Here is a 20,904-nt window from a genome sequence, read left to right on the forward strand (position 1 = left end):
GTTGATGAACAAGAAGCTTGTCTGGACGCTCGCAGCAGTCGCGAGTGTTGCGGCGATCGGTGCCGCCGTCGTCTGGCAGCGCAACCAGGGGCGTGGTCTACCTGATAACGTTGCGCAAGCGAACGGTCGGCTCGAACTCGCGCGCGTCGATGTGGCGGTGAAATACGGCGGCCGTATCGTCGACCTTCCGGTGCACGAGGGCGACGTGCTCGCAGCGGGCGCCGTTGTTGCCCGTCAGGACAACGTCGAGCTGCGCGCCCAGCTCGACGCGGCGAAGGCCATCCGCGAACGCGCGGCGGACGCCGCGACCCGCGCCGCCGCCCAGCTCGACGCAAGCGGCGCTCAGGTGCGCCTCGCGCAGCTCGAATCTTCGCAGGCCACCAAACTGTTCGACGATGCGCAGATTTCGCCAGTCGAGCGCGATCGCCGCCGTCTCGCGCTGGAAGGCGCGCAGGCGGGCGAAAGCGCCGCGCGCGCGGCACGCGCCGAAGCGCAGTCCGCCATAGCGGAGGCCGATGCCCAGGTCGCGCGGATGCAAGCCGTGCTCAACGACACGATCGTGCGCGCGCCGCTCGCGGGGCGCGTCGAATATCGCGTCGTCGAGGTGGGCACGGTGCTCCCAGCAGGCGGCCGCGTGGTGTCGATGCTCAATCCCGACGACATTTACTTCACGATTTTTCTGCCCGGCCCGCAGGCGGGCAAGCTAGCCATCGGCGCGGACGCCCGCATCGTGCTCGATGCGTTCCCTCGCGAGCCCATCGCCGCGCGCATCAGCTATGTGTCGGACGACGCGCAGTTCACGCCCAAGTATGTCGAAACCGATAGTGAGCGAGCGAAGCTCATGTACCGCGTGAAGCTCCAGTTGCCGCTCGACGTCGCGCGCAAGCTGGCCTCGCGCCTGAAAGGCGGCATGACCGGCGAAGGCTATGTGCGCGTCGATCCGTCGCGCCCGTGGCCCCAGGCACTCGCCGTACGCGGGAGCTAGGCGATGGCGCTTGAGGGCGAAGTCACGGCGCTTCGTAAGGATGGCGAAGCGATCTGCATCGCCGGCGTATCGCACCAATACGGTGCGATACGCGCGCTTGACGGTGTCTCGCTGGTCCTGCCCGCGCGTACGACGATCGGCCTGATCGGCCCGGACGGCGTGGGCAAATCGACGCTGCTCGGTCTCATCGCTGGGGTCAAGCGCGTGCAGCACGGCGAAGTGAGCGCGCTCGGCACGGACCTGCGCGTACGAGATGCGCGGGAGCGCGTGCTGCCGCGCATTGCGTTCATGCCGCAGGGGCTCGGGCGCAATCTCTATCCAACGTTGTCGGTCTACGAAAACGTCGACTTCTTCGCGCGGCTGTTCGGACTCGCGGACGCCGAGCGCGCCCGTCGCATCGCCCGGCTGCTCGACGCGACGGGCCTTGCGCCCTTCCCCGACCGGCCCGCGGGCAAGCTGTCCGGCGGCATGAAGCAGAAGCTGGGCCTGTGCTGCGCGCTCGTGCACAACCCCGACCTGCTGATCCTCGACGAACCGACCACGGGCGTTGACCCGCTGTCGCGCCGGCAGTTCTGGACCCTCGTCGACGACCTGCGGCATGAGCACGCAGGCATGAGTGTGATCGTGGCGACTGCGTATATGGAAGAGGCCCAGCGCTTCGAGCATCTGGTCGCCATGGACGACGGCCGCGTGCTGGTGAGCGACAGCACCGAAGCGGTGCTGCGCCGCGCGGGGACGCCGAACCTGGAAGCCGCCTATGTCGCGCTCCTGCCAGAACAAAAGCGCGGGGATGCGGGCAAGCTGGTCATCGCGCCACGCGAGCAGATTGCGGGGCCGCCCGCAATCGAGGCCGTCGGGCTGACGCGGCGCTTCGGCTCGTTCGTCGCCGTCGATCACGTGAGCTTTCGCATCGAGCGAGCCGAAATCTTCGGCTTTCTCGGCTCGAATGGCTGCGGCAAGACGACCACGATGAAAATGCTGACTGGTCTGTTGGACGCCACCGAAGGCACGGCCACATTGCTCGGCAAGCCCGTGAAGGCCGCCGACATGAGCACGCGTATGAAAGTGGGCTACATGTCGCAGTCGTTCTCGCTGTACGAGGAATTGAGCGTGCGCCAGAACCTCGAACTGCACGCCAAGCTCTACCGCATGGAGGGCGAGCGCGCGAGGAGCGCGGTCACACGCTCGCTTAATGACTTCGAACTCGCGCCGTATGCCGACGACCGGCCAGCCAGCCTTTCGCTCGGCATCCGCCAGCGGCTGCAACTGGCCGCCGCCTGCCTGCACGGGCCGGAAGTGCTGATTCTCGACGAGCCCACTTCAGGCGTCGATCCCGGCGCGCGCGACATGTTCTGGCGGCATCTGGCCAGGTTGTCGCGCGAAGCGCACGTGACCATTTTCATCTCCACACACTTCATGAACGAAGCCGCACGCTGCGACCGCATCTCGTTCATGCATCGCGGGCGCGTGCTCGCAGTCGGCACGCCCGAGGCGCTGCGCGAAGCGCGCCACGCGGCGACGCTGGAAGACGCGTTCGTCGCCTGGCTCGAAGACGCGCATCGCGATGCGGCGCAATCCACCGGCACGGCGAAGGGCGCCGCTTCGGCAGCCCCGATCGCCGATGCAGGGAAGGCGGCAAAAGCGCCCCGCCGCGCGTCCAGGATGGCGGGCGCGCTTGCCGCCGTGCCGCAGCTCGCGCGCATCTGGGCATTCGCGCGCCGCGAAACGCTCGAACTCGCGCGCGACCGGCTGCGGCTCGCGTTCGCGCTGCTCGGCCCGATCGTGCTGCTGCTCGCCGCCGCATGGAGCGTCTCGTTCGACGTGGACAACGTGCGCTTCTCCACGCTAGACCGCGACCGCACCGTGGCGAGCCGCGAACTGATCGAGCGGTTCGCGGGCTCGCACTATTTCGTGCCATCCGGCGAGGCGCGCAGCGCCGCCGCCGCCGGGCGACTCTTACAGACCGCCGACGCGCAACTGGTGGTGGAAATTCCACCTGACTTCGGCCGCGACCTGCTGGCCGGCCGCCGCCCGGAACTCGCCTTCTACGTGGACGGATCGAGCCCGTTTCCGGGCGCGACGATCGACACCTACGTGAACGCCGTGCTGCTGCAGTACGTGAGCACGCAGATGGCGCGCGCGCCCGTCGCGCAGCCCACGCTGCCGATGAGCGTGGAAACCCGTTTCGTCTACAACGAAACGTTCCGCAGCATCTACGCCATCACGCCGGGCATCATCATGCTCGCGCTGATCCTGATTCCCACCATGCTGACCGCGCTCGGCGTCGTGCGGGAAAAGGAAATGGGCTCGATCACGAACCTCTACGCTTCCCCAGCGAGTGTGGGCGAGTACCTGCTCGGCAAGCAACTACCGTATGCGGCGCTTGCGATGCTGAGCTATCTGATGCTCGTCATGCTGACAGTGACAGTGCTGCGTGTGCCGCTCAAGGGCTCGTTCGTTGCATTGTCCATCGGCGCGCTGCTGTTCGTTCTGGCGGCCACGGGGCTCGGCCTGCTCGTTTCGACGTTCGTTCGCTCGCAGGTCGCTGCGATCTTCGGCACAGCGATTCTCTGCCTCATTCCGTCCGTGAACTTCTCGGGGCTGCTCTACCCGGTTTCCACCCTCACCGGCACAAGCTACTGGGCTGGCATCGGTTTTCCCTCTTCGTGGTTCCAGCTCGTGAGCCTCGGCAGCTTCACGAAAGGGCTTGGCATGGAGAGCTTCGGCACAATGTATGTCGCGCTGCTCGGCTTTGCGCTCGCCTATCTGTTCGGCGCGTGGTGCCTGCTGCCGAAGCAGGAGGCATAGGCAATGCTGCAATGGTTCCGAAACGTCGCCCGCCTCGCGCACAAGGAGATCTTCAGCCTGTTCGGCGACGCCACGCTGATGGCGCTGATCGCGTTCGCCTTCACGTTTGCCGTGTACTCAGTCGCCAAAGGCATCAAGGCCGAAGTCTCGAATGCATCGGTCGCCATCGTCGACGCCGACCATTCGGAGCTTTCGCGGCAACTGCGCGCGGCGATCCAGCCGCCCTACTTCAGGCCACCCGTGGACGTCGAGCTGCGCGACATCGACGCGGCGCTCGATCGCGGCACCTACATCTTCGCGATCGAGATTCCGCCGCGCTTCGAAGCCGACGTGCTCGCGGGCCGCGCGCCCAGCGTGCAGGTGCTCGTCGATGCGACGGCGATGACCCAGGCGGGACTCGGCACCGCTTATCTCCAGCAGATCTTCGTTGCCGAAACGCTCGCGTTCCTGCACGCGCGCAACGCTCAGGCGCAATTGCCCGCGCAAGCGGTGGTGCATGTGCTGTTCAACCCGAACACCGAATCGTACTGGTTCACCTCGAGCATGCAGATCGTCGTGAATATCACGGTGCTGTCGATCATTCTCGTGGGCGCGGCCGTGATCCGCGAGCGCGAGCACGGCACAATCGAGCACCTGCTCGTGATGCCCGTGCGCGCGAGCGAGATTGCTGTGGCGAAGATCCTCGCGAATGGACTCGTCATTTTTGTCGTGTCGCTGCTCTCGCTCGTGCTCGTCGTCAACCTGTGGCTGCGCGTACCGCTTGAGGGCTCGCTCGGGCTTTTCGCGCTCAGCACCGCGTTGTACCTCTTTTCCGTCACGGCGCTCGGCATGTGGCTCGCCACGCTCGCGCCCGCCATGCCCCAGTTCGGCCTGCTCGCGGTGCCGACCTACGCGGTCGCGTATCTGCTGTCCGGCGCGGCCACGCCGGTGCAAAGCATGCCGGTGGCGATGCAACCGTTCGTGAAGCTGCTGCCGACCACCCAGTTCGTGTCGTTGACCCAGGCCATCCTGTTTCGGGGCGCGGGCCTCGACATCGTGTGGCCTCAGCTCGCCGGCGTGAGTGCCGCAGGCGCTCTCTTTCTGCTGCTCGCACTCGCGCGCTTTCGCTCCATGCTCGCGCAACAAGGCTGAACCGCGATGATTCGTCCACGTTATCCCTCGCCCCCTTCCATGACGCTGCGCGCCTGCGCGCTGTGCCTCGTGGCCGCGCTTGCGGGCTGCACCTCGCTCGTCAAGGTGGACGTGCCGCCGCAGCGCGAAGCTCCCGCCGCTTTCTCTCAAGTGCCTTCCGCGCACGCCGCCGCCGATCTCACGAACTGGTGGCGGACGTGGCAAGACCCCGAGTTGACGGGCTATGTCGAGGCCGCGCTGCGCTCGAACGACGACCTGCGCACAGCACAGGCACGCGTGCGCGAGGCGCGCGCGATCGCGTCGATGGCCGATGCGGTGCGCTACCCGTCGCTGTCCGCACAGGCGGGAGCCGCACACGGGTTTGGCAATCTGCGCGATCCGTCCGGCGCTCCCGACGATTCGCCTGACCTCGACGCCTGGGCGGACGGGGTGAGCGCGACCTGGGAAGTCGACGTGTTCGGACGCCACGCGAGCGACGCCGAAGCCGCCTCCGCGATGGCCGATGCGGCGCAGGAGCAACTGCGCGGTGCGCACATCGCGGTCGCCGGGGAAGTTGCGCAAAACTACCTCTCGGCGCGCGGGCTGCAACGGCGGCTCGCGGTGCTCGACCGCACTCTCGACACGCTGCGCGCATTGCGAAACTACGCCGACGCACGCTTCGCGGCCGGTCAGGCAACGCGCTACGACCTGGGCCGCGTGGACGACCAGATTGCCCGCACGGAGGCGCAGCGGCCACTCCTCGTGAGCGAGATCGCCGTGCGCGAACGGCGCCTCGCGGTGCTCACGGGCCGCGCCGCGCAGGACGCCACGCCGCTTGGAGCGCCCGGCACGCTGGAAGTCCCGCCCGTGCCCGCGGGCGAAGTGCCCTCCTCCGTACTCGAACGCCGTCCCGACGTGAGGGCGAGCGCCGCGCTCGTGCGCGCGCAGGCGGCCCGGCTCGGCAGCGCGAAGGCCGATCTCTTTCCGCGCTTCTATCTCACGTTCATCGGCCTCGACGGCCATGTGCATCTGGACGGATTGCCGGGCTTGTCAGGCACCGGCGGGCTCATCGGGGTTGGCGCGGACCTGCCGATCTTCAATGCGGGACGACTGCGCGCTAACGTCGCCGCAAACGATGCGCGCTTGCAGGCCGCGCTCGCGCAGCATGACAAGGCGCTGCTACAGACGCTTGAAGAAGTGGATAACGCGTACGGGCTACGTCACGGCTTCGATGCGCGCAGCGCGCGCCTCGAAGCGTCGCTCGACGTCGCCCGCCGCAACGCGCGGAGCGCCCGGCAATTGTACGAAGGCGGACAGCGCACGCTGGAGGATGCGCTCAACGCACGTATCGATGCGTTACAGCGCGAGGTCGAACTGGCGCTGGCGCAAACCGACGCCGCACTGGCAACGGTGAAGCTGTACCTCGCGCTAGGCGGTGGCTGGGCGGAAGGCGACGACGCAACTGCCGCCCCGACCGCCGACGCCAATGTGTTTGATTGATGCACGCACATGAGTCTGCGGGAACGGCGGGCAGGAAGCAAAACCGATGGCGTGCTCGAAGCATTGCCTTTGCCAATCATCCTCTTGCTTATCTTGGGGGAATCGCACTTCTCGTGCAGAAAATGCCAGTAGCAAGACGTGGATAAGCCTGTAACAGGGCGTCGCGCGACCGCGCATTTCGCACAATCGAACGCTTTGCACGTCATTTATCAATCGCCCCCTTCTCAGCCAAACCGCCAGAATTTGCGCGCGAAGTACTTCAAGGGCTTCCCCGCTAAGTGCAAGCACAATTGCGGATTTACTTTGGTGCTTTACCCGCGATCCGCTCATCCCGACGTCGTTGAGATTGTTGCCGACCGCGAGCACGACGTTGGGTGACGACGATGTCGACAGCCTCTTTCGTGAAATCGTCGACGACAGTCAGGCACTTCACGCGCCGGCCGTTGGCAAGTGCGTCCATCACGAAATCGATTGATCACACCTCGTTCGGCGCTTTCGGCAGCGCCAGTTGCGCGCGTTCAATCATTACGCCGTGGCGCCTGCGCCGCTGCCGCACAGTCAGCCTTGCTTCACCGTACAAGCGATAAATTCGCTGGTGATTGGCGTGTGTGCCTTCGCGTCCACCAGGGCGTGCAACCGGCGGTCGCCGAACCGATGACGTTCGTGCGCCAGCTACACCAGACGCACCGCTAGCACCTCGTTCTCGTGGTCAGGCTTCGTGTCGTAATGCAACTGCTGCGGGAAACCGCACAACACCCACCGGGCCGGCGACGGCGGCCACTGGATTGTCCGGGAAGAAAGCACGATGAACCCGTCCAACTGGATCGACCTGGGGTGCCGGCCGCCGCATTGGACACTCGCTGCGCTCATAATGGAGAACCAACCCCACGCAACACCATCCCGAAGATGCCAGGAATCAATATATTTTTATGATCCCAAAACCGCAACCCGCACAGTTCGTAAGTCTGCAACTCGCTGCACCCAAGCCCGACCAGCCAGCGAACCAGCCAGCCGAGCCCGAACACAGCCTCACCTAAACCATCAGAACTTATGCATGATCCCGACGCGGTACACCATCTGGTTCACGCCCGACGATGCACCGGCCGACGCATCGACAATCTGCGCCTCATCGAAGTCCGTACCCGTATGCGCGCTCACCACGTGCTGCCACGCGCCCTGAACATAAAGCGACGTACGCTTGCTCAGGTCATAGTCGAGCATGACGCTGATCTGGTGCCACTTGGGCACGTAGCTGCCGGCCGTCGACGAAAGATGCGCCATCGTGAACGTATACGCGGTTCCGAGCCACAACGTCGGCGTGAAGAAGTACTGCGAATTCAGTTCGAAGTTGTCGAACTTCCATGAATTCCAGTTCGCGCCGTTCGACAGACTCGTGTTGTTCAGCCACACGTTGCCGGTCGGATCGTAGACGTCGACATGGGACCACGCGGCGGCAACAGCGACCTTCGGGAAACGATAGCTCGCCGAGAGACCGATTGTCTGTTGCGACGCGCCGTCGAAGAGATCGCCGGTCGGAATCGCGCCGGTCGTCGTCAGGCCCGGATTGTTCATCTTCAGATACGAGGCCGCTGCCGTAAAGTTGCCGTTCTGATAGTTGAGCGTCGCGCCCCACATGCGGTTGTTGGCGAAACCGCCCGCCTCGTTGCTGAAGCCGTACATCGCTTCGCCCGTGAGGCCGCGCCACGTCGGCGACACGTATTTGACGGCGTTATTCACGCGGTAATCCCAATCCGCGTTGTCGTTGTCGAACGGATGCGCGGAGATGTCGCCGGCCCAGTTGCCCGCGGCGGTCAAGCTGGCGAAGCCGTAGTCGTCGACGCTCGTATCGTATTGGCGGCCCAGCGTGATTGTCCCGTAGTGGTCCGACGACAGCCCCACGTAGGCCTGACGCCCGAACATGCTGGAATCCTGCCCAAGCTTGCCCGTGTTGATGTTGAAGCCGTTTTCCAGTTTGAAGATCGCTTTGTAGCCCCCGCCCAGATCTTCACTGCCTTTCAGGCCCCAGCGGCTGCCTGCGGTGTCGCCGCTCGACATCGCCCACGCCGAATGCCCGCCCGCATTGCTGGTGAAATTCAGACCTTCATCGATGAGGCCATAAAGCGTAATGCTGCTTTGAGCGTGCGCGGCGCTCGCGAGGAAAAAAAGCGGCATCACCGCTGCTACCGCCATAACGGTCTTCTTGATCTTCATCGATAACCTTCCAAACTGACTGAATTAATAAGAATGATTGCCGGGGTGCCGCTATGGCGGTCTTTACCGGTTCTGCAGCGCGACTCGGCAGCAGCAGAACGGGCAGTCTAGGTTTAATCAAAAGTCGCGAGAAATCAGGGATTGAAATTCACAATTGAAGAAATCGGAATTCATCGTGCATCAGCCGCAAAACGCGTCTGCGCGGGGCTTACGCGTCGACGTTTAATTTTCTGATTCAGATGAAACTGTTGGAATTTCACCAAAAAGCTAACGTTATTTCAGTCATGGCAAGCTGAATTCAGGCAAATGTAATCGTCGCAATGGCAGCGCCATTCAACGCGCAACGACTGGACTGATGCGCGCCAACGGCCTCAAAATGACGCCTCGTTCATCAGGATTCACCGCGTGACCGCCCTGCCATTCACCATCCTTTCGGCCACTTTCGCGGCCTTTGTCGCGACGAATATGGATTCGGCCGCGCTCATTCTGGCCTTCTCGGCCTCCGCGAGACCGTTCCGGTTATTCGCGGCATTCGTCGCGACCGGCGCAGGCGTGGTGGCGCTGAGCCTGCTGGTTTTCCTCGCGGCCAACTCGGTGGCGATCCCGTCGCGCTACTTCGGCGTCGTGCCCCTGACGATCGGTCTCGTGCAACTCGCACGCGGCTCGCGCCGTGACGCCGCGTCTTCTCAGCCTGTCGTTCCGCTTACGCTTTCGATGGGCGTGATGGTGTCGGCGTTTCTTTCCGTGAGCACCGACAATCTGCTGATCTATTCGGCCGTCCTCGCGCGAAACGGTACGGACATCGCGCCGTGGATCTGCACGATGCTCGTCGTGCTCTACGTGCTGATGGGTTGGCTCGGCGTGTGGGCGGGCAACCGGCTCGCGCGCCTGACCGCCCGATTCCGCTCGCTCGCGCCCGTGATTACCGCCTGCGTCGGACTGACGACGCTGCTTGCCTGACGCCTGACGCCTGACGCCTGACACCCGATGCTTCGCGTGATGAAAGCCGCCACCCAAATACTTCGGATGCCAAATTAAACTACTTGAACGGCGACACAAATGCTCTCGCGCCGCCGCGCGTCCTCTACGGGCATACCCTGGCATTGACCCGCTTCCTTGATCTAGCTCAAAATCAACCATATCGTGGACTACGCGTCCATATTATGGACAAACAACAAGGAGCCCCCCGCATGTCGACCCAGGATTTTTCGCCGATGACGCCCTATCAGTTGCCGTTTCCGAAGGAAGCGCAACAGGAAATCGTCGTGCCTTCCGCCATTCCCACCGATGAACGCGTCTGGGTGCCGCAAGCCGAGAACGTGTGGTTCCGCCCGCTCTGCCTGAACGCCTCGCAGGGCTACTGGATGAACCTGCTGCGCGTGCGCAAGTCGGGCGTGCTGAGCCGCCATCGTCATCCGCAGGCGGTCCACGGCATGGTTCTCAAGGGCCGCTGGCGCTATCTCGAACACGACTGGGAAGCGACCGAGGGCAGCTACGTCTACGAACCGCCGGGCGAGACGCACACGCTCTACGTGCCGGACGACGTCGAGGAAATGATCACCTACTTCCAGGTGAACGGCGTGATGTTCTATTGCGATCCGTACGGCAACTACACGGGCTACGAAGACGTCTTCACGAAGATCGACATGTGCCGCAAGCACTACGCGTCGGTCGGTCTCGGCGAAGACTACGTGGACCAGTTCATCCGATGAGCGCGGCCCGCTACGACTTCAGCGGCCGCGTGGCCGTGGTGACGGGCGCGGCGGGCGGCATCGGCCGCGCGATCTGCGACGCCTTCGCGAGCTTCGGCGCGCGCACCGTCAACTGGGATCGCGTCGCGGGCGACACGTCCGCGCTGCATGCGCCGCGTCACGTCGAAGTGGACGTCACGCGGGCGCAGACCGTCGACGCCGCGCTGGCCGCCACGCTCGCCGAATTCGGGCGCATCGATTTTCTGGTCAACAACGCGGGTTTCGCCGGATCGACCGTGCCACTCGACGCTTATTCGCCCGACGAATGGCAGCACATCGTCGACGTGAATCTGCTCGGCACGTATCACGTGTGCCGGCATGTCGTGCCGGCGATGCGCAACGCGGGCGCGGGCCGCATCGTCAACGTGGCCTCGCTCGCGGGCAAGGAAGGCACGCCGAATGCCTCGGCCTACAGCGCCGCGAAAGCCGGTGTGATCGCGCTGACCAAATCGCTCGGCAAGGAACTCGCGCAGACGGGCGTGCTCGTCAACGCGATCGCACCCGCCGCCGTGGACACGCCGCTGCTCGCACAGATGTCGCCCGCGCACGTGCAGACGATGATCGACAAGAGCCCGCTCGGCCGCCTCGGCACCGTGCAGGAAGTCGCCGATCTCGTGCTGTGGCTATGCTCCGATTCCTGCACGTTCAGCACCGGCGCCACCTTCGACCTATCCGGCGGACGCGCGACTTACTGAGTTCGACGCAGGTTTCGAACCCGCAACGCGCGATCCGACCGGCACTTATTACAATTTTCAGGAGACGAGCCATGCCGACCAAATCGCCCCGGCTCAAACGCATCCAGACGGTCGCCGTCGCTTTCCTCACGGTGGCCGGCATCGTCAATTATCTGGACCGCAGCACGCTGTCGATCGCCAATCATTCGGTCGCGCAGGAACTGCATCTGAACGCGTCGGAAATGGGCCTGCTGCTCTCGGCGTTTTCGCTTGCCTATGCGTTCGCGCAGTTGCCGGTAGGCGCCCTGCTCGACCGTTTCGGCTCGCGCGTGATGCTCGGGCTCGGCATGCTGGTCTGGTCGGTCGCGCAAGTCACGGGCGGCTTCATCCAGACGCTCAATCACTTTCTCATCGCGCGCGTCGTGCTCGGCGTGGCCGAAGCGCCGCTCTTTCCCGCAGGCGCGAAAGTGATTCACGAGTGGTTCGCGGTGCGCGAGCGCGGCGGACCAACCGGCACCTTCATTTCCTCGTCGACGATTGCGCCGATGATCGCGCCGCCGCTGCTCACCGTGCTGATGCTGTCGTTCGGCTGGCGTCCGATGTTCGTCATCATGGGCGTGCTCGGCGTGCTGGTGTCGATCGGCTGGTATGCGGTCTATCGCAACCGCGATCAGGTCGCGCTGAGCGCCGACGAAACCGCGTGGCTCGAAGACGGCGCGAAAGAGCCGCCGCGCGCGAAAGGCATCAGCTTTGCCGAATGGGGCATGCTGCTCAAACTGCGCAACACGTGGGGCATGATTTTCGGCTTCATGGGCGTGATCTACATGGTCTGGCTCTACCTCACGTGGCTGCCGGGCTACCTGGAGAAAGAGCGCCACCTGAGCATCGCGCACACGGGCTGGCTGGTCGCGATTCCCTATGTGTTCGGCACGATCGGCATGGCGGGCAGCGGTTTTATCGCCGACTACCTGCTCAAGCGCGGCGTCGCGCCGATTCGCAGCCGCAAGTGGCCGGTGTGCGTCGGGCTGATCGGCGCGGCCGCGTTCACGGTGCCCGCCGCCTACACGCCGAGCACGGCGCTCGCCATCACCTACGTTTCGCTCGCGATGTTCTTCGTGAATCTCGCCAGCGGCAGCGCGTGGGCGCTCGTGAGCATCGCCGCGCCGCGTCATCTGGTGGCGTCGCTCGGCAGCATGCAGAACTTCGGCGGCTATCTCGGCGGCTCGTTCGCGCCCGTCATCACGGGCATCGTGGTCGATCAGACACACTCGTTCGTCAACGCGCTGCTCATCAGCGCGGCCATCGCGTTCGCTGCGGCCTTCGTCTATCTGTTCGTCGTGAAGGAAGTGAAACCCGACGACGCAACCCACGCCGCCGCCGCGCAAACCACCTGATTTCAGGCACTTTTCTCGAACATACCGATACACACCGGACATCATCATGACATTCCAGAGCAATCTTCTCGAAGGCAAAGTCGCGCTCGTCACGGGCGGCTTCTCCGGCATCGGCGCGGCGATTGCGAACCGCCTCGCGCAACTCGGCGCGCGCACGGTCGCGGCCGGCCTGCCGCCGCCCGCAGGCACGCCCGACGCGCTCGACGCCGGCGTGCAGCGCGCCAATCTCGACGTGCGTTCCTCCGACGACGTCGCCGCCCTGATCGGCACCTGCGATCGGCTCGACATCGTCGTGAACTGCGCGGGCGTCATCAGCCGCGTGGAAGAGCACGAAATCGAGGTGTTCGAGCGCGTGCTCGACATCAATCTGAACGGCACGATGCGCGTGTGTTCGAGCGCGCGCGCGTTGCTGAAGGCGTCGTCGGGCTGCATCGTCAATACGGCGTCGATGCTGAGTTTCTTCGGCGGCGGACTCGTGCCCGCCTATAGCGCGAGCAAGGGCGGCGTGGCGCAGCTCACGCGCTCGCTCGCGATTGCCTACGCGGCGGACTCGATTCGCGTCAACGCCATCGCGCCCGGCTGGATCGCAACGCCGCTCACGCAGGCCTTGCAGGACGACAGCAGCCGCTCGCAAGGCATTCTCGAACGCACGCCGATGAAGCGCTGGGGCCTGCCCGAAGAAGTCGCGAACGTGGCGGCGTTCCTGTGCTCGCCGGCCGCGTCGTTCATGACCGGCGCGATCGTGCCGATCGACGGCGGCTATCTCTGCGCGTGAGCGTGTGAACGCACGGGCATCGCGCGCGCATCGCGGCCCGGCGACGCGGATTTTCGCACGCCGGGTTTGCGGGCATAATGGCGCGACCCGTGGCCTCGCGGCCTGACTGATTGCCCGCATTTCCGCCTCCTCGTTCGCCGATGTCGAATTCCGAAAAGTCCGCTCCGCCCGCTTCATTCGCCTTGCCCTCTGCTGCCACGGCGGTGGCGGGCGCCGCCGCGTTTTCGAAGTTCATCGCGGTCCTGCAACTGATCGCCGACGCCGAGACGCCGCCCAATGTCGCGAAACTCGCGACGGCCAGCGGCTATCCGCGCCCGACCGTGCATCGCATCGTCGCGGCCTTACAGGCCGAAGGGCTGGTGGTGGCGCATGGCGGCGGCAATACGTTCGGGCTCGGTCCGCGCCTCGTCAATCTCGCGAGCCGGGCCTGGGAGCGCTCCGATCTGCGTATCGCGGCCGTGGACGCGCTCATGGAGCTGCGCAACGCCACCTCGGAAACCGTGCATCTCGCGGTGCCGAGCGACGGCGAAATGGTCTACATCGAGAAGCTCGAAAGCCCGCACGCGGTGCGCATGGCTTCGCGCATCGGCACGCGCGTGTCGCTGACGTCGAGTTCGGTCGGCAAAGCGTGGCTCGCGACGCTCACGGCCGCCGAGCGCGAACCGCTGCTCGAACGCGCGCCGCGCACGCGCTTCACCGAACACACGATGACCGATCTCGACGCGATCCGCCACGAAATCGAACTCACGGCGCAACGCGGCTACGCGGAAGACCGCGAGGAAAACGAACAGTCGATCTGGTGCTATGGCGCGGCGATTCGCGGCGCGGACGGACGCGCGGTGGGCTGCATCAGCATCAGCATGCCGATGTTCCGCCGCGAGGCGGACGCGCAACGCCATTACATCGAGCCGCTGCTTGCGGCGTGCCGCACGATTGCCGCGCGGCTCGGACCGGTTGCGGCGCGCTGAGCGCTGAACGCGCGCCTCTGCCACCAGATCTTCCGCTCCGATCAAACAAAATAACGCCCGCTCCGCCGTGTTCCAAACGGCGTCGCGGGCGTTTTTATCATCCGTCGTTTATCGTCAATGACCGCGTGACGGGCGATGCGCGTGCGCGTCGATCTGGCCGTCGAAGGCCTCCGCTTCGTCGCTGCCCGAAGGACCGCGCGCGCACAGGCTGATCAGCCCCGCGAGCAGCGCCGCGACGGCGAGCATCGCGAGACCGTAGCCGTAGCCGGAAGTCGTCGAGCGCACATAGCCGATCAGATAGGGCCCGGCGAAACCGCCCAGATTGCCGATCGAATTCGCCAGCGCGATACCGGCCGCCGCTGCCGTGCCCGAAAGGAACGTGGTGGGCAAGGCCCAGAATGCGGGCAGCGCGCCATAACCGCCTACCGCCGCGAGCACGAGGCCTGCGATCACCATGAGCGGTTGCGTCGACGATGCCGCGAGCGCCAGCCCCACCGCCGCGACCGTGCACGCACAGGCGAGGTCGATGCGGTATTTGCCGCGCCGGTCGGCGAGGCGTCCCCAAACCAGCATGGTGATCGCACCGACCACGAACGGAATCGCGTTCACGGGCCCGACCCAATGTTCGGCAAGACCGAGCGCCTTCATGATCTGCGGCTGCCAGAGCACGAGACCGTTATTCGCCGTCACGATCAGGAAATAGATCAGGCCGAGCAGCAGCACATGCGGATTCATCAGCGTCTGGCCAAGCGAGAGCTTGTGCCTGCGCGCGCGTTCCGCCGCTTCGCTGCTGATCTGCCGATCGAGCCAGTCGCGTTCGTCGGCGTCAAGCCAGCGCGCCTTTGAAGGCGCATCGCTGAGATAGCGCAGCGTGATGAAACCCATCACCACCGAAGGCATGCCTTCGAGGATGAACAGCCACTGCCAGCCCGCCACGCCGAGCAAGCCGTCCATGCGTAGAATGAAACCGGAGACGATCGAGCCGAGCGCCGTCGATACCGGATTCGCGAGCATGAACAGCCCGATAATCTGCGCCCGATAACGCGAGGGAAACCAGAACGTCAGATAGAGAATCACGCCCGGAAAGAAACCCGCTTCGGCTGCGCCCAGCACGAAACGCAGCGTCATGAAGCTGGCCGGTCCCTTGACAAGCGCGCCGCACGCCGAGACGATGCCCCACGTAATCATGATGCGCGCCAGCCAGATCCGCGCGCCCGTTTTGGCGAGCGCAAGATTACTTGGGACTTCGAACAGAAAATAGCCGATGAAGAAAATGCCCGCGCCCCAGCCGAACAGCGAGGCGGTCAGGCCGAGATCGCGGTTCATCGTGAGCGCGGCAAAGCCGACGTTCACGCGATCGAGGAACGCGAAGAAGTACAGCAGGATCAGAAACGGCATCAGACGCCGCGTGACCTTGCTCATGGTGCGCTTTTCGAGCGCGATATCGGTGCTCATGGGTGTCTCCTCACCTCTGTCCAGCTTGTGACGCTGCTTTATTCGTTGACGAAATTGTGATTGGCGCGCGCCACGTTCGCAGCGCGCGCCGGTCATGCACCGTTCAGTTTTTCAGCTGCGCGGCAATGGCGTCCGGACGCGGAATCGGCGCCACCGCACCGAAGCCTTGCGTCGAGAGCGCCGCCGCCGCGTTGGCGTAACGCGCGGCGTCCTCGGGCGTGTCACCGGCCGCGAGACGCGCGACGAAGGCGCCATCGAAGCAATCGCCCGCGCCCGTTGCATCGACCACGTTCACCGCATGGCCCGCGATGCGCGTGCGCTGCTCGCCGCGCGCGACCAGCACGCCGTCGCCGCCCAGCTTCAGGCACACGACGCGCACGCCCAGCGCGAGGTAATGCGCGACGATCGCCTCGGCGTCGTTCAGGCCGGTAAGCGTTTGCGCGTCTTCGAGACTCGGCAACATATAGTCGACTTCGCGCGCCGTCGCTTCGATCACCGCGCGCGCCCGCGCCAGCGGCCAGAGCTTGAGGCGGACGTTCGGGTCGTAGCAGATCGCCGCGCCCGCCTGCCGCGCGACGGCGATCGCTTCGAACACGGCATCGCAGGCACTCGCGCTGATGGCCTGCGAAATGCCCGAGACGTGCAGGAAGTGCGTGCCCGCCAGCAGGTCGCGCGGCAGCGTCCGCGGCGACATCCGGCTCGCCGCCGAATCCTTGCGCAGATAGCTGAACGCGTGGCCGCTCGCATCGTGCGTCACGAAATAGACGCCCGTGTGCGACTGCGCATCGCTCGCGACGCCCTGCACGTCCACGCCTTCGGCGCGCCACAGATCGAGGAACAGCTTGCCGAACGCGTCGTCGCCGAGGCGCGTGACGTAGCCGACGCTCGCGCCCTGGCGCGCCGCCGCCACGCAGAAGTTCGACGTGTCGCCGCCGAAGCCTTGCAGGAACTGACGCGCGTCGTCGGAGGCCGACTGGTTGAACTCGATCATCGGCTCGCCAAGCGCGAGGATCGCAGGCGTGTCGGCCGGCTTCACGTCAGATGCGGCCATATTTCGCGAGTCCCTTGCGCAGCGACTTTTCGCCGATGATCAGGCGCGCCTGCTCGAGTTCGCGCGCGTCGATCTCCTCGGACATCTTGAGCACGGCTTCCGCGTGCTCGCGCGGCACAACCACCACGCCGTCGATATCGGCCACGATGATGTCGCCCGCGTTGACCTTCACGCCGCCGCATTCCACTTCGATATTCGCCGCGAGTGTCGTGAAGCGGCCCACCGTCGTGCCCGGCGACACCGAGCGCGAATACACCGGGAAATCGTAGTCGCGGCGAATTTCCGTGATGTCGCGCACGCCGCCGTCGAGAATCGCGCCTGCATGGCGATTGGCCACCGCGCCTGCCGTCATCAGACCGCCCCACACGGCCACATTCGGCTCGCCATAGATGCCGATCACGATCACGCTGCCCTCCGGCGATTCGTCGATGGCGTCGAGCGCATGCTGCGGCGGGACTTTTTCGTGCGTGGGCGCTTCGAGGATCGTAACGGCGGGACCGACGATCTTGCGTTCGTTGATGCGCGGCTTGATCGCCTGATCCATAAAGCCGCGGCGGCCCGCGATCAGGTCCACCGCGTCGGCGACCGAGGCCGTCGCCACTTTTTCGAATCCGCTGATGAGCGCTTGCAGTTCCATAACCTTCACTCCTTGTTTCACACTTTCAATAGCATGACTAATTAACTGAATAACAGCCGCGCCTGAAAATCAGGTGCCGCCGTCTGCCTTCGTGGTGCGCGAATGCGCTTGAGTTGTGTGCTTGACGTGTACGCTTAAACAGCGCTCCACGGATTGACCCAGTGTTTCGGCTGATCGCCGCCCAGCACGCGCGCCACTTCCTGCGCGGCCTTGGTCTGCAATTCCGCCACCGAATCTTCGGAATACCAGCCGGTGTGATCGGAGAGCACGGCGTTTTCGCACGCAAACAGCGGATGATCGGCGCGCGGCGGCTCGTTTTCGAACACGTCGAGACCGGCGCCGAAGATCGCGCGGCGTTGCAGCGCGTCGATCAGCGCGGCTTCGTCGATCAGGCCGCCGCGCGCGGTGTTCACGAGTATCGTCGTCGGCTTCATACGCGCGAGACGCGCCGCGTTGATGAGCTTGCGCGTGTCCGGCGTGAGCGGCGAATGCAGCGAGATGTAATCGCTTTCTGCGCAGAGCGTGTCGAGATCCACGCATTCGACGCCCGGCGTTTTCGCGGGATCGAGAAACGGGTCATACACAAGCACGCGCGCCACGCCCATGCCGCGCATCTTGCGCTCGAACGCGCGCGCGATGCGCCCGTAACCCACGAGACCGAGCGTGCGTCCGGCGATGCGATACATCTTCTGCTCGCGCGACACATTCCACGCGCCCGCCCGCACCGCGCCGTCGCGGCGCACCGTGTAACGCGCGACCGCCATCAGCAGCGCGAGCGCCTGATCGCTCACCTCTTCCACGCCGTAATCGGGCACGTTCACCACGTAGATGCGCTTGTCGCGCGCGGCGTCGAGATCGACGTTATCGACGCCAATGCCATAACGCACGATCGCGCGGCAACGCTGCATCGCCGCGATCGCGGCAGCATTGACGGGCGATTCGCGCACCAGCAGCGCGTCGGCGTCGGCGGCCACTTCGCGCACGCGCGCAGCGTCGCCGCGACATGGCAGCACCACGACGTCGGCATTCACCGCCGCCAGAATCCGTTGCTCCGTTTCATACGAACCGTAGCCATCGTCGATCACGACCACGCGTTTGCGCGGCGCGCCGCGATCCTCTTCGAGACTTCTGCTTTCCACCCTTGCCTGCCTCCACGACTGCGCGCGACCGAAGCTGATTGAAGCCGATCACCGCCCGAACGCGCGCGAGTTTGCCTGGGCGCGCGCAACCGGAGTGCAAAATTCCGGCCGCGCGGCCCGCTTTACTGCGGTCACTGCAAATGCGTTAATGCCGATTTGCGGCGTCTTTACTGCGCGCTATAGCTGCGGCCGTGCGCCTGCACCTTCCAGATGCGGAAATTCGGCACGGCGGGATGATCGAAATCCATCGCGTTGTCGACCCACAGATTCAGATGGCCCGCGACCACGTAGAGATTGCCGTCCGGACCCCAACTCATCGTGTCGGGCCAGACCATCTCGGGATGAATCACATAGGTCGAAATCTTGCCGGTCTTCGCATCGCGATACATGATGCCGTTCATTTCGAGCGCGGTCATATAGAGGTTGCCCGCGCGGTCGGCGATCATGCCGTCGGTGTTCGACGGCAGCGTGGCCACGCGTTTGACCGAGGTCCGCAGCGCCGACTCGCTGGTGCTGAAATCGCGCAACAGCGCGGTGTCGAGCGAATACAGCGTGTGGCCGGACAGATTGGTCCAGTAGAGCGTTTTCTTGTCGCCGGACAGCGCGATGCCGTCCGCGCCCGTGCGCATCGGCGTCTTGCTCAGCACGTTCTGGTTGTCGATGCGGAACTGGAAGCCCGCTTCGTCCGTCGTGAAGACGGTCTGATCGAGCACGCGGCGCGCGCGATTGTGCTTGCGGTCGTAGACGATCAGGCCGCCGTGCAGGTGATCGCAGAAGATGCCCGAGTCGGTGATATAGGCGAAGTCGCGGTCGTTATCGACCACGACGTCGTTGAGGAACGAGCATTTCTTGTCGGAATCGGCGTCGCTAAAGTCGTAGCTCTGCAATTCGCGATTGGTCTTGAGGTCCCAGAGCACGAGTTTTTCCGCGCCCGGCGCCGAAGGCTGACCGGCAATATGGCCCTGGTCGAGAATCCACATCACGTCGTTGCGATCGATCTCGAAGCCCAGCACCGATTGCAGCGCCTGCGGGTCGCCGACCTTGTTCATCGCGAGGCTCGGGAACGGCTGCAGTTCCCACTGGCCGTCCTTCTTCACGAGCTTCGAGAGCGTGGCCGGCACTTCGGGGCCGCCCCAGCGCGCCGTGCTCACATACATATTGCCCTTCGAGTCGAGCTTGACGCCTTGCAGCAGCACCTTCTTGTAGGTCTGATTCGCGTCGTAGGCCTGCTCGGCTTTCGGGTCGCCGAGGTCGTAGGGCAAGCGGTTCCACTGCGCCACGACTTCGAGCTTCGGCACGGCGGGTTCCGTTTGTGCGCCCTGCCCGTCCGACGCGGCCTGCACGCCCGCCGCCGTCATCAGCGCCGCGCCGGCCAGCAGCGCGCTCATCCAGCGTCGGCTCGTCAACAGCCTCGCCGCTTTGTTGTTGATCTCCTGCATGAAGCATCTCCTCCGGTCTGTCTTTCTCGTTTGACTTCTTCGTTTGCTTTCTTCGGTCGCCGTGCGCGCCGCCTGCCGAACCCGGCCGGTTCGCGCTCCGGACAACTGATATCTTAGATTGCAGATCTCAATACCACAAGGGGGCGTGCTATATTTCGGATCATTGCGATGCGACGCCGGGTTTCGGCGGAACGCGACGCCCACGTCCCCGTCACGGCATCGGCGAGCAGCCTCCAGGCTGTCGCGCGCCGGTCCATACGCCCACTGGCTGACCATGAGTATCGAAAAACTGGGGGAGCGCCCGAAGTCCCTCACGGCTATTGCGAAAGAAAGCATCCGTCGCGCGATCGTCGACGGCCATCTGGCGTTCGGCAGCCAGCTGTCGGAGAACGTGCTTGCCGGGCAGCTCGGCGTGAGCAAGACGCCCGTGCGCGAAGCGCTGGTGCAACTGAAGCTTGAAGGGCTCGTGGAAGTGCAGCCGCAATCCGGCACCTACGTGTTCCAGCCGACCGTGGAGCAGGTGCGCGAGATTTGCCGCTTTCGCGAGATCGTCGAATCGTCGGCGCTGGAACTGGCGATGAAGGCCGATAGCGCCGCGCTCGCCGACGCGCTGGCGCAAGCGCTCGCGCCCGCGGGCGGCACGCAGGACGGACGCGCGCGCGATCACGACGCCGCGTTTCATGGCGCGATCGTCGCTGCATGCGGGAACGGTTATGTGCAGCAGGCGTATCAGCTCGTCGCCGACAAGATTCACGCGTTGCGCGCGCGCCTCTCTGTGGCCGACGAGACCGTCGATTCCTGCCAGGACACCCATGCGCATATCATGGAACTCGTGCGCGAGGGCAATGTGAAGAAGGCGTGCACGGAGTTGCGCACGCATATTCGCAGCACCGAGCATTCGTATATCCGCGCCAGTCTGGGCCAGACGCCCGCACCCGCGGACGCGCCGCAAGCGGCCCTGCACCACGCGATCGCGGGCCGTTAATCAGCGTTTATCAATCCGAGTG

The 20,904-nt window shown here is 64.9% G+C and carries 17 protein-coding genes and 1 pseudogene; 11 read left to right on the forward strand and 7 right to left on the reverse strand.

Features of this window, described 5'->3' with window-relative positions:
• Positions 1-4: 4 nt before the first annotated feature.
• Genes BMY06_RS13900 through BMY06_RS13915 form a run of 4 tightly spaced genes read left to right on the forward strand, consistent with a single transcriptional unit; the run spans position 5 to position 6,403 of the window.
• Positions 5-985, forward strand: a complete 981-nt coding sequence (locus tag BMY06_RS13900) for an HlyD family secretion protein (protein ID WP_074983727.1) — start codon at positions 5-7, stop codon at positions 983-985.
• Between the two features lie 3 nt (positions 986-988).
• Positions 989-3,793, forward strand: a complete 2,805-nt coding sequence (gene rbbA, locus BMY06_RS13905; protein ID WP_074983729.1) for a ribosome-associated ATPase/putative transporter RbbA — start codon at positions 989-991, stop codon at positions 3,791-3,793.
• A 3-nt stretch (positions 3,794-3,796) separates the two neighbouring features.
• Positions 3,797-4,924, forward strand: coding sequence for an ABC transporter permease (locus tag BMY06_RS13910; protein WP_065058551.1), 1,128 nt, complete (start codon positions 3,797-3,799; stop codon positions 4,922-4,924).
• Positions 4,925-4,930: 6 nt separating this feature from the next.
• Complete coding sequence (locus BMY06_RS13915; RefSeq protein ID WP_244144370.1) at positions 4,931-6,403, forward strand: TolC family protein; 1,473 nt, start codon at positions 4,931-4,933, stop codon at positions 6,401-6,403.
• 376 nt (positions 6,404-6,779) lie between these two features.
• Here BMY06_RS13915 and BMY06_RS38115 read toward each other — a convergent pair.
• Together BMY06_RS38115 and BMY06_RS13925 are read right to left on the reverse strand one after the other, a co-directional pair.
• Positions 6,780-7,135: pseudogene (locus BMY06_RS38115) on the reverse strand (IS3 family transposase); the annotation flags it as partial.
• 309 nt (positions 7,136-7,444) lie between these two features.
• On the reverse strand, positions 7,445-8,614 hold the full coding sequence (locus BMY06_RS13925) for a porin (RefSeq protein ID WP_065058554.1): 1,170 nt from the start codon (positions 8,612-8,614) through the stop codon (positions 7,445-7,447).
• A gap of 405 nt (positions 8,615-9,019) precedes the next feature.
• Here BMY06_RS13925 and BMY06_RS13930 point away from each other — a divergent pair, with 405 nt between their 5' ends.
• From BMY06_RS13930 to BMY06_RS13955, 6 genes are all read left to right on the forward strand, one after another.
• Positions 9,020-9,574, forward strand: a complete 555-nt coding sequence (locus BMY06_RS13930) for a hypothetical protein (RefSeq protein ID WP_074983732.1) — start codon at positions 9,020-9,022, stop codon at positions 9,572-9,574.
• A gap of 230 nt (positions 9,575-9,804) precedes the next feature.
• On the forward strand, positions 9,805-10,326 hold the full coding sequence (locus tag BMY06_RS13935) for a 2,4'-dihydroxyacetophenone dioxygenase family protein (protein ID WP_065058558.1): 522 nt from the start codon (positions 9,805-9,807) through the stop codon (positions 10,324-10,326).
• Positions 10,323-11,060, forward strand: a complete 738-nt coding sequence (locus BMY06_RS13940; RefSeq protein ID WP_065058559.1) for an SDR family oxidoreductase — start codon at positions 10,323-10,325, stop codon at positions 11,058-11,060. The genes BMY06_RS13935 and BMY06_RS13940 overlap by 4 nt, the downstream gene beginning before the upstream one ends.
• Positions 11,061-11,131: 71 nt before the next feature.
• Entirely contained in the window at positions 11,132-12,433 is a 1,302-nt protein-coding gene (locus tag BMY06_RS13945) for an MFS transporter (RefSeq protein ID WP_065058560.1), read from the forward strand.
• Between the two features lie 46 nt (positions 12,434-12,479).
• On the forward strand, positions 12,480-13,208 hold the full coding sequence (locus BMY06_RS13950) for an SDR family NAD(P)-dependent oxidoreductase (RefSeq protein ID WP_065058562.1): 729 nt from the start codon (positions 12,480-12,482) through the stop codon (positions 13,206-13,208).
• Positions 13,209-13,348: 140 nt separating this feature from the next.
• Entirely contained in the window at positions 13,349-14,176 is an 828-nt protein-coding gene (locus BMY06_RS13955) for an IclR family transcriptional regulator (RefSeq protein WP_074983733.1), read from the forward strand.
• Between the two features lie 114 nt (positions 14,177-14,290).
• Here BMY06_RS13955 and BMY06_RS13960 read toward each other — a convergent pair whose 3' ends face one another.
• The 5 genes from BMY06_RS13960 to BMY06_RS13980 form a co-directional block, all read right to left on the reverse strand.
• A complete protein-coding gene (locus tag BMY06_RS13960; protein ID WP_065058565.1) occupies positions 14,291-15,631 on the reverse strand; it encodes an MFS transporter in 1,341 nt (446 codons plus the stop codon).
• A gap of 103 nt (positions 15,632-15,734) precedes the next feature.
• Positions 15,735-16,682 carry a sugar kinase gene (locus BMY06_RS13965; protein WP_074983735.1) on the reverse strand — a complete coding sequence of 316 codons (948 nt, stop codon included), beginning with the start codon at positions 16,680-16,682 and terminating at the stop codon, positions 15,735-15,737.
• Positions 16,669-17,319: an RraA family protein gene (locus tag BMY06_RS13970; RefSeq protein ID WP_065058568.1), complete on the reverse strand. Its 651-nt coding sequence runs from the start codon at positions 17,317-17,319 to the stop codon at positions 16,669-16,671. Before BMY06_RS13970 ends, BMY06_RS13965 begins: the two co-directional genes overlap by 14 nt.
• A gap of 134 nt (positions 17,320-17,453) precedes the next feature.
• The gene (locus tag BMY06_RS13975; RefSeq protein ID WP_074983737.1) at positions 17,454-18,458 is read right to left on the reverse strand and encodes a C-terminal binding protein; all 1,005 of its coding nucleotides are present in this window, start codon (positions 18,456-18,458) and stop codon (positions 17,454-17,456) included.
• A 167-nt stretch (positions 18,459-18,625) separates the two neighbouring features.
• Positions 18,626-19,897, reverse strand: coding sequence for a major royal jelly family protein (locus tag BMY06_RS13980; RefSeq protein ID WP_244144369.1), 1,272 nt, complete (start codon positions 19,895-19,897; stop codon positions 18,626-18,628).
• 274 nt (positions 19,898-20,171) lie between these two features.
• Here BMY06_RS13980 and BMY06_RS13985 point away from each other — a divergent pair, with 274 nt between their 5' ends.
• Positions 20,172-20,882 carry a GntR family transcriptional regulator gene (locus BMY06_RS13985; protein WP_065058571.1) on the forward strand — a complete coding sequence of 237 codons (711 nt, stop codon included), beginning with the start codon at positions 20,172-20,174 and terminating at the stop codon, positions 20,880-20,882.
• Positions 20,883-20,904 lie beyond the last annotated feature (22 nt).

The organism is Paraburkholderia tropica, assembly GCF_900109265.1.
Taxonomy (GTDB): Bacteria; Pseudomonadota; Gammaproteobacteria; order Burkholderiales; family Burkholderiaceae; genus Paraburkholderia; species Paraburkholderia tropica.

Bases quoted from the DNA above. Each gene is read 5' to 3' on its own strand.
- BMY06_RS13910 (WP_065058551.1), top strand. From the start codon at position 3,797: ATGCTGCAATGGTTCCGAAACGTCGCCCGCCTCGCGCACAAGGAGATC.
- BMY06_RS13960 (WP_065058565.1), bottom strand. From the start codon at position 15,631: ATGAGCACCGATATCGCGCTCGAAAAGCGCACCATGAGCAAGGTCACG.
- BMY06_RS13900 (WP_074983727.1), top strand. From the start codon at position 5: ATGAACAAGAAGCTTGTCTGGACGCTCGCAGCAGTCGCGAGTGTTGCG.
- BMY06_RS13980 (WP_244144369.1), bottom strand. From the start codon at position 19,897: ATGCAGGAGATCAACAACAAAGCGGCGAGGCTGTTGACGAGCCGACGC.
- rbbA (WP_074983729.1), top strand. From the start codon at position 989: ATGGCGCTTGAGGGCGAAGTCACGGCGCTTCGTAAGGATGGCGAAGCG.
- BMY06_RS13925 (WP_065058554.1), bottom strand. From the start codon at position 8,614: ATGAAGATCAAGAAGACCGTTATGGCGGTAGCAGCGGTGATGCCGCTT.
- BMY06_RS13955 (WP_074983733.1), top strand. From the start codon at position 13,349: ATGTCGAATTCCGAAAAGTCCGCTCCGCCCGCTTCATTCGCCTTGCCC.
- BMY06_RS13950 (WP_065058562.1), top strand. From the start codon at position 12,480: ATGACATTCCAGAGCAATCTTCTCGAAGGCAAAGTCGCGCTCGTCACG.
- BMY06_RS13970 (WP_065058568.1), bottom strand. From the start codon at position 17,319: ATGGAACTGCAAGCGCTCATCAGCGGATTCGAAAAAGTGGCGACGGCC.
- BMY06_RS13915 (WP_244144370.1), top strand. From the start codon at position 4,931: ATGATTCGTCCACGTTATCCCTCGCCCCCTTCCATGACGCTGCGCGCC.
- BMY06_RS13965 (WP_074983735.1), bottom strand. From the start codon at position 16,682: ATGGCCGCATCTGACGTGAAGCCGGCCGACACGCCTGCGATCCTCGCG.
- BMY06_RS13935 (WP_065058558.1), top strand. From the start codon at position 9,805: ATGTCGACCCAGGATTTTTCGCCGATGACGCCCTATCAGTTGCCGTTT.
- BMY06_RS13940 (WP_065058559.1), top strand. From the start codon at position 10,323: ATGAGCGCGGCCCGCTACGACTTCAGCGGCCGCGTGGCCGTGGTGACG.
- BMY06_RS13945 (WP_065058560.1), top strand. From the start codon at position 11,132: ATGCCGACCAAATCGCCCCGGCTCAAACGCATCCAGACGGTCGCCGTC.
- BMY06_RS13985 (WP_065058571.1), top strand. From the start codon at position 20,172: ATGAGTATCGAAAAACTGGGGGAGCGCCCGAAGTCCCTCACGGCTATT.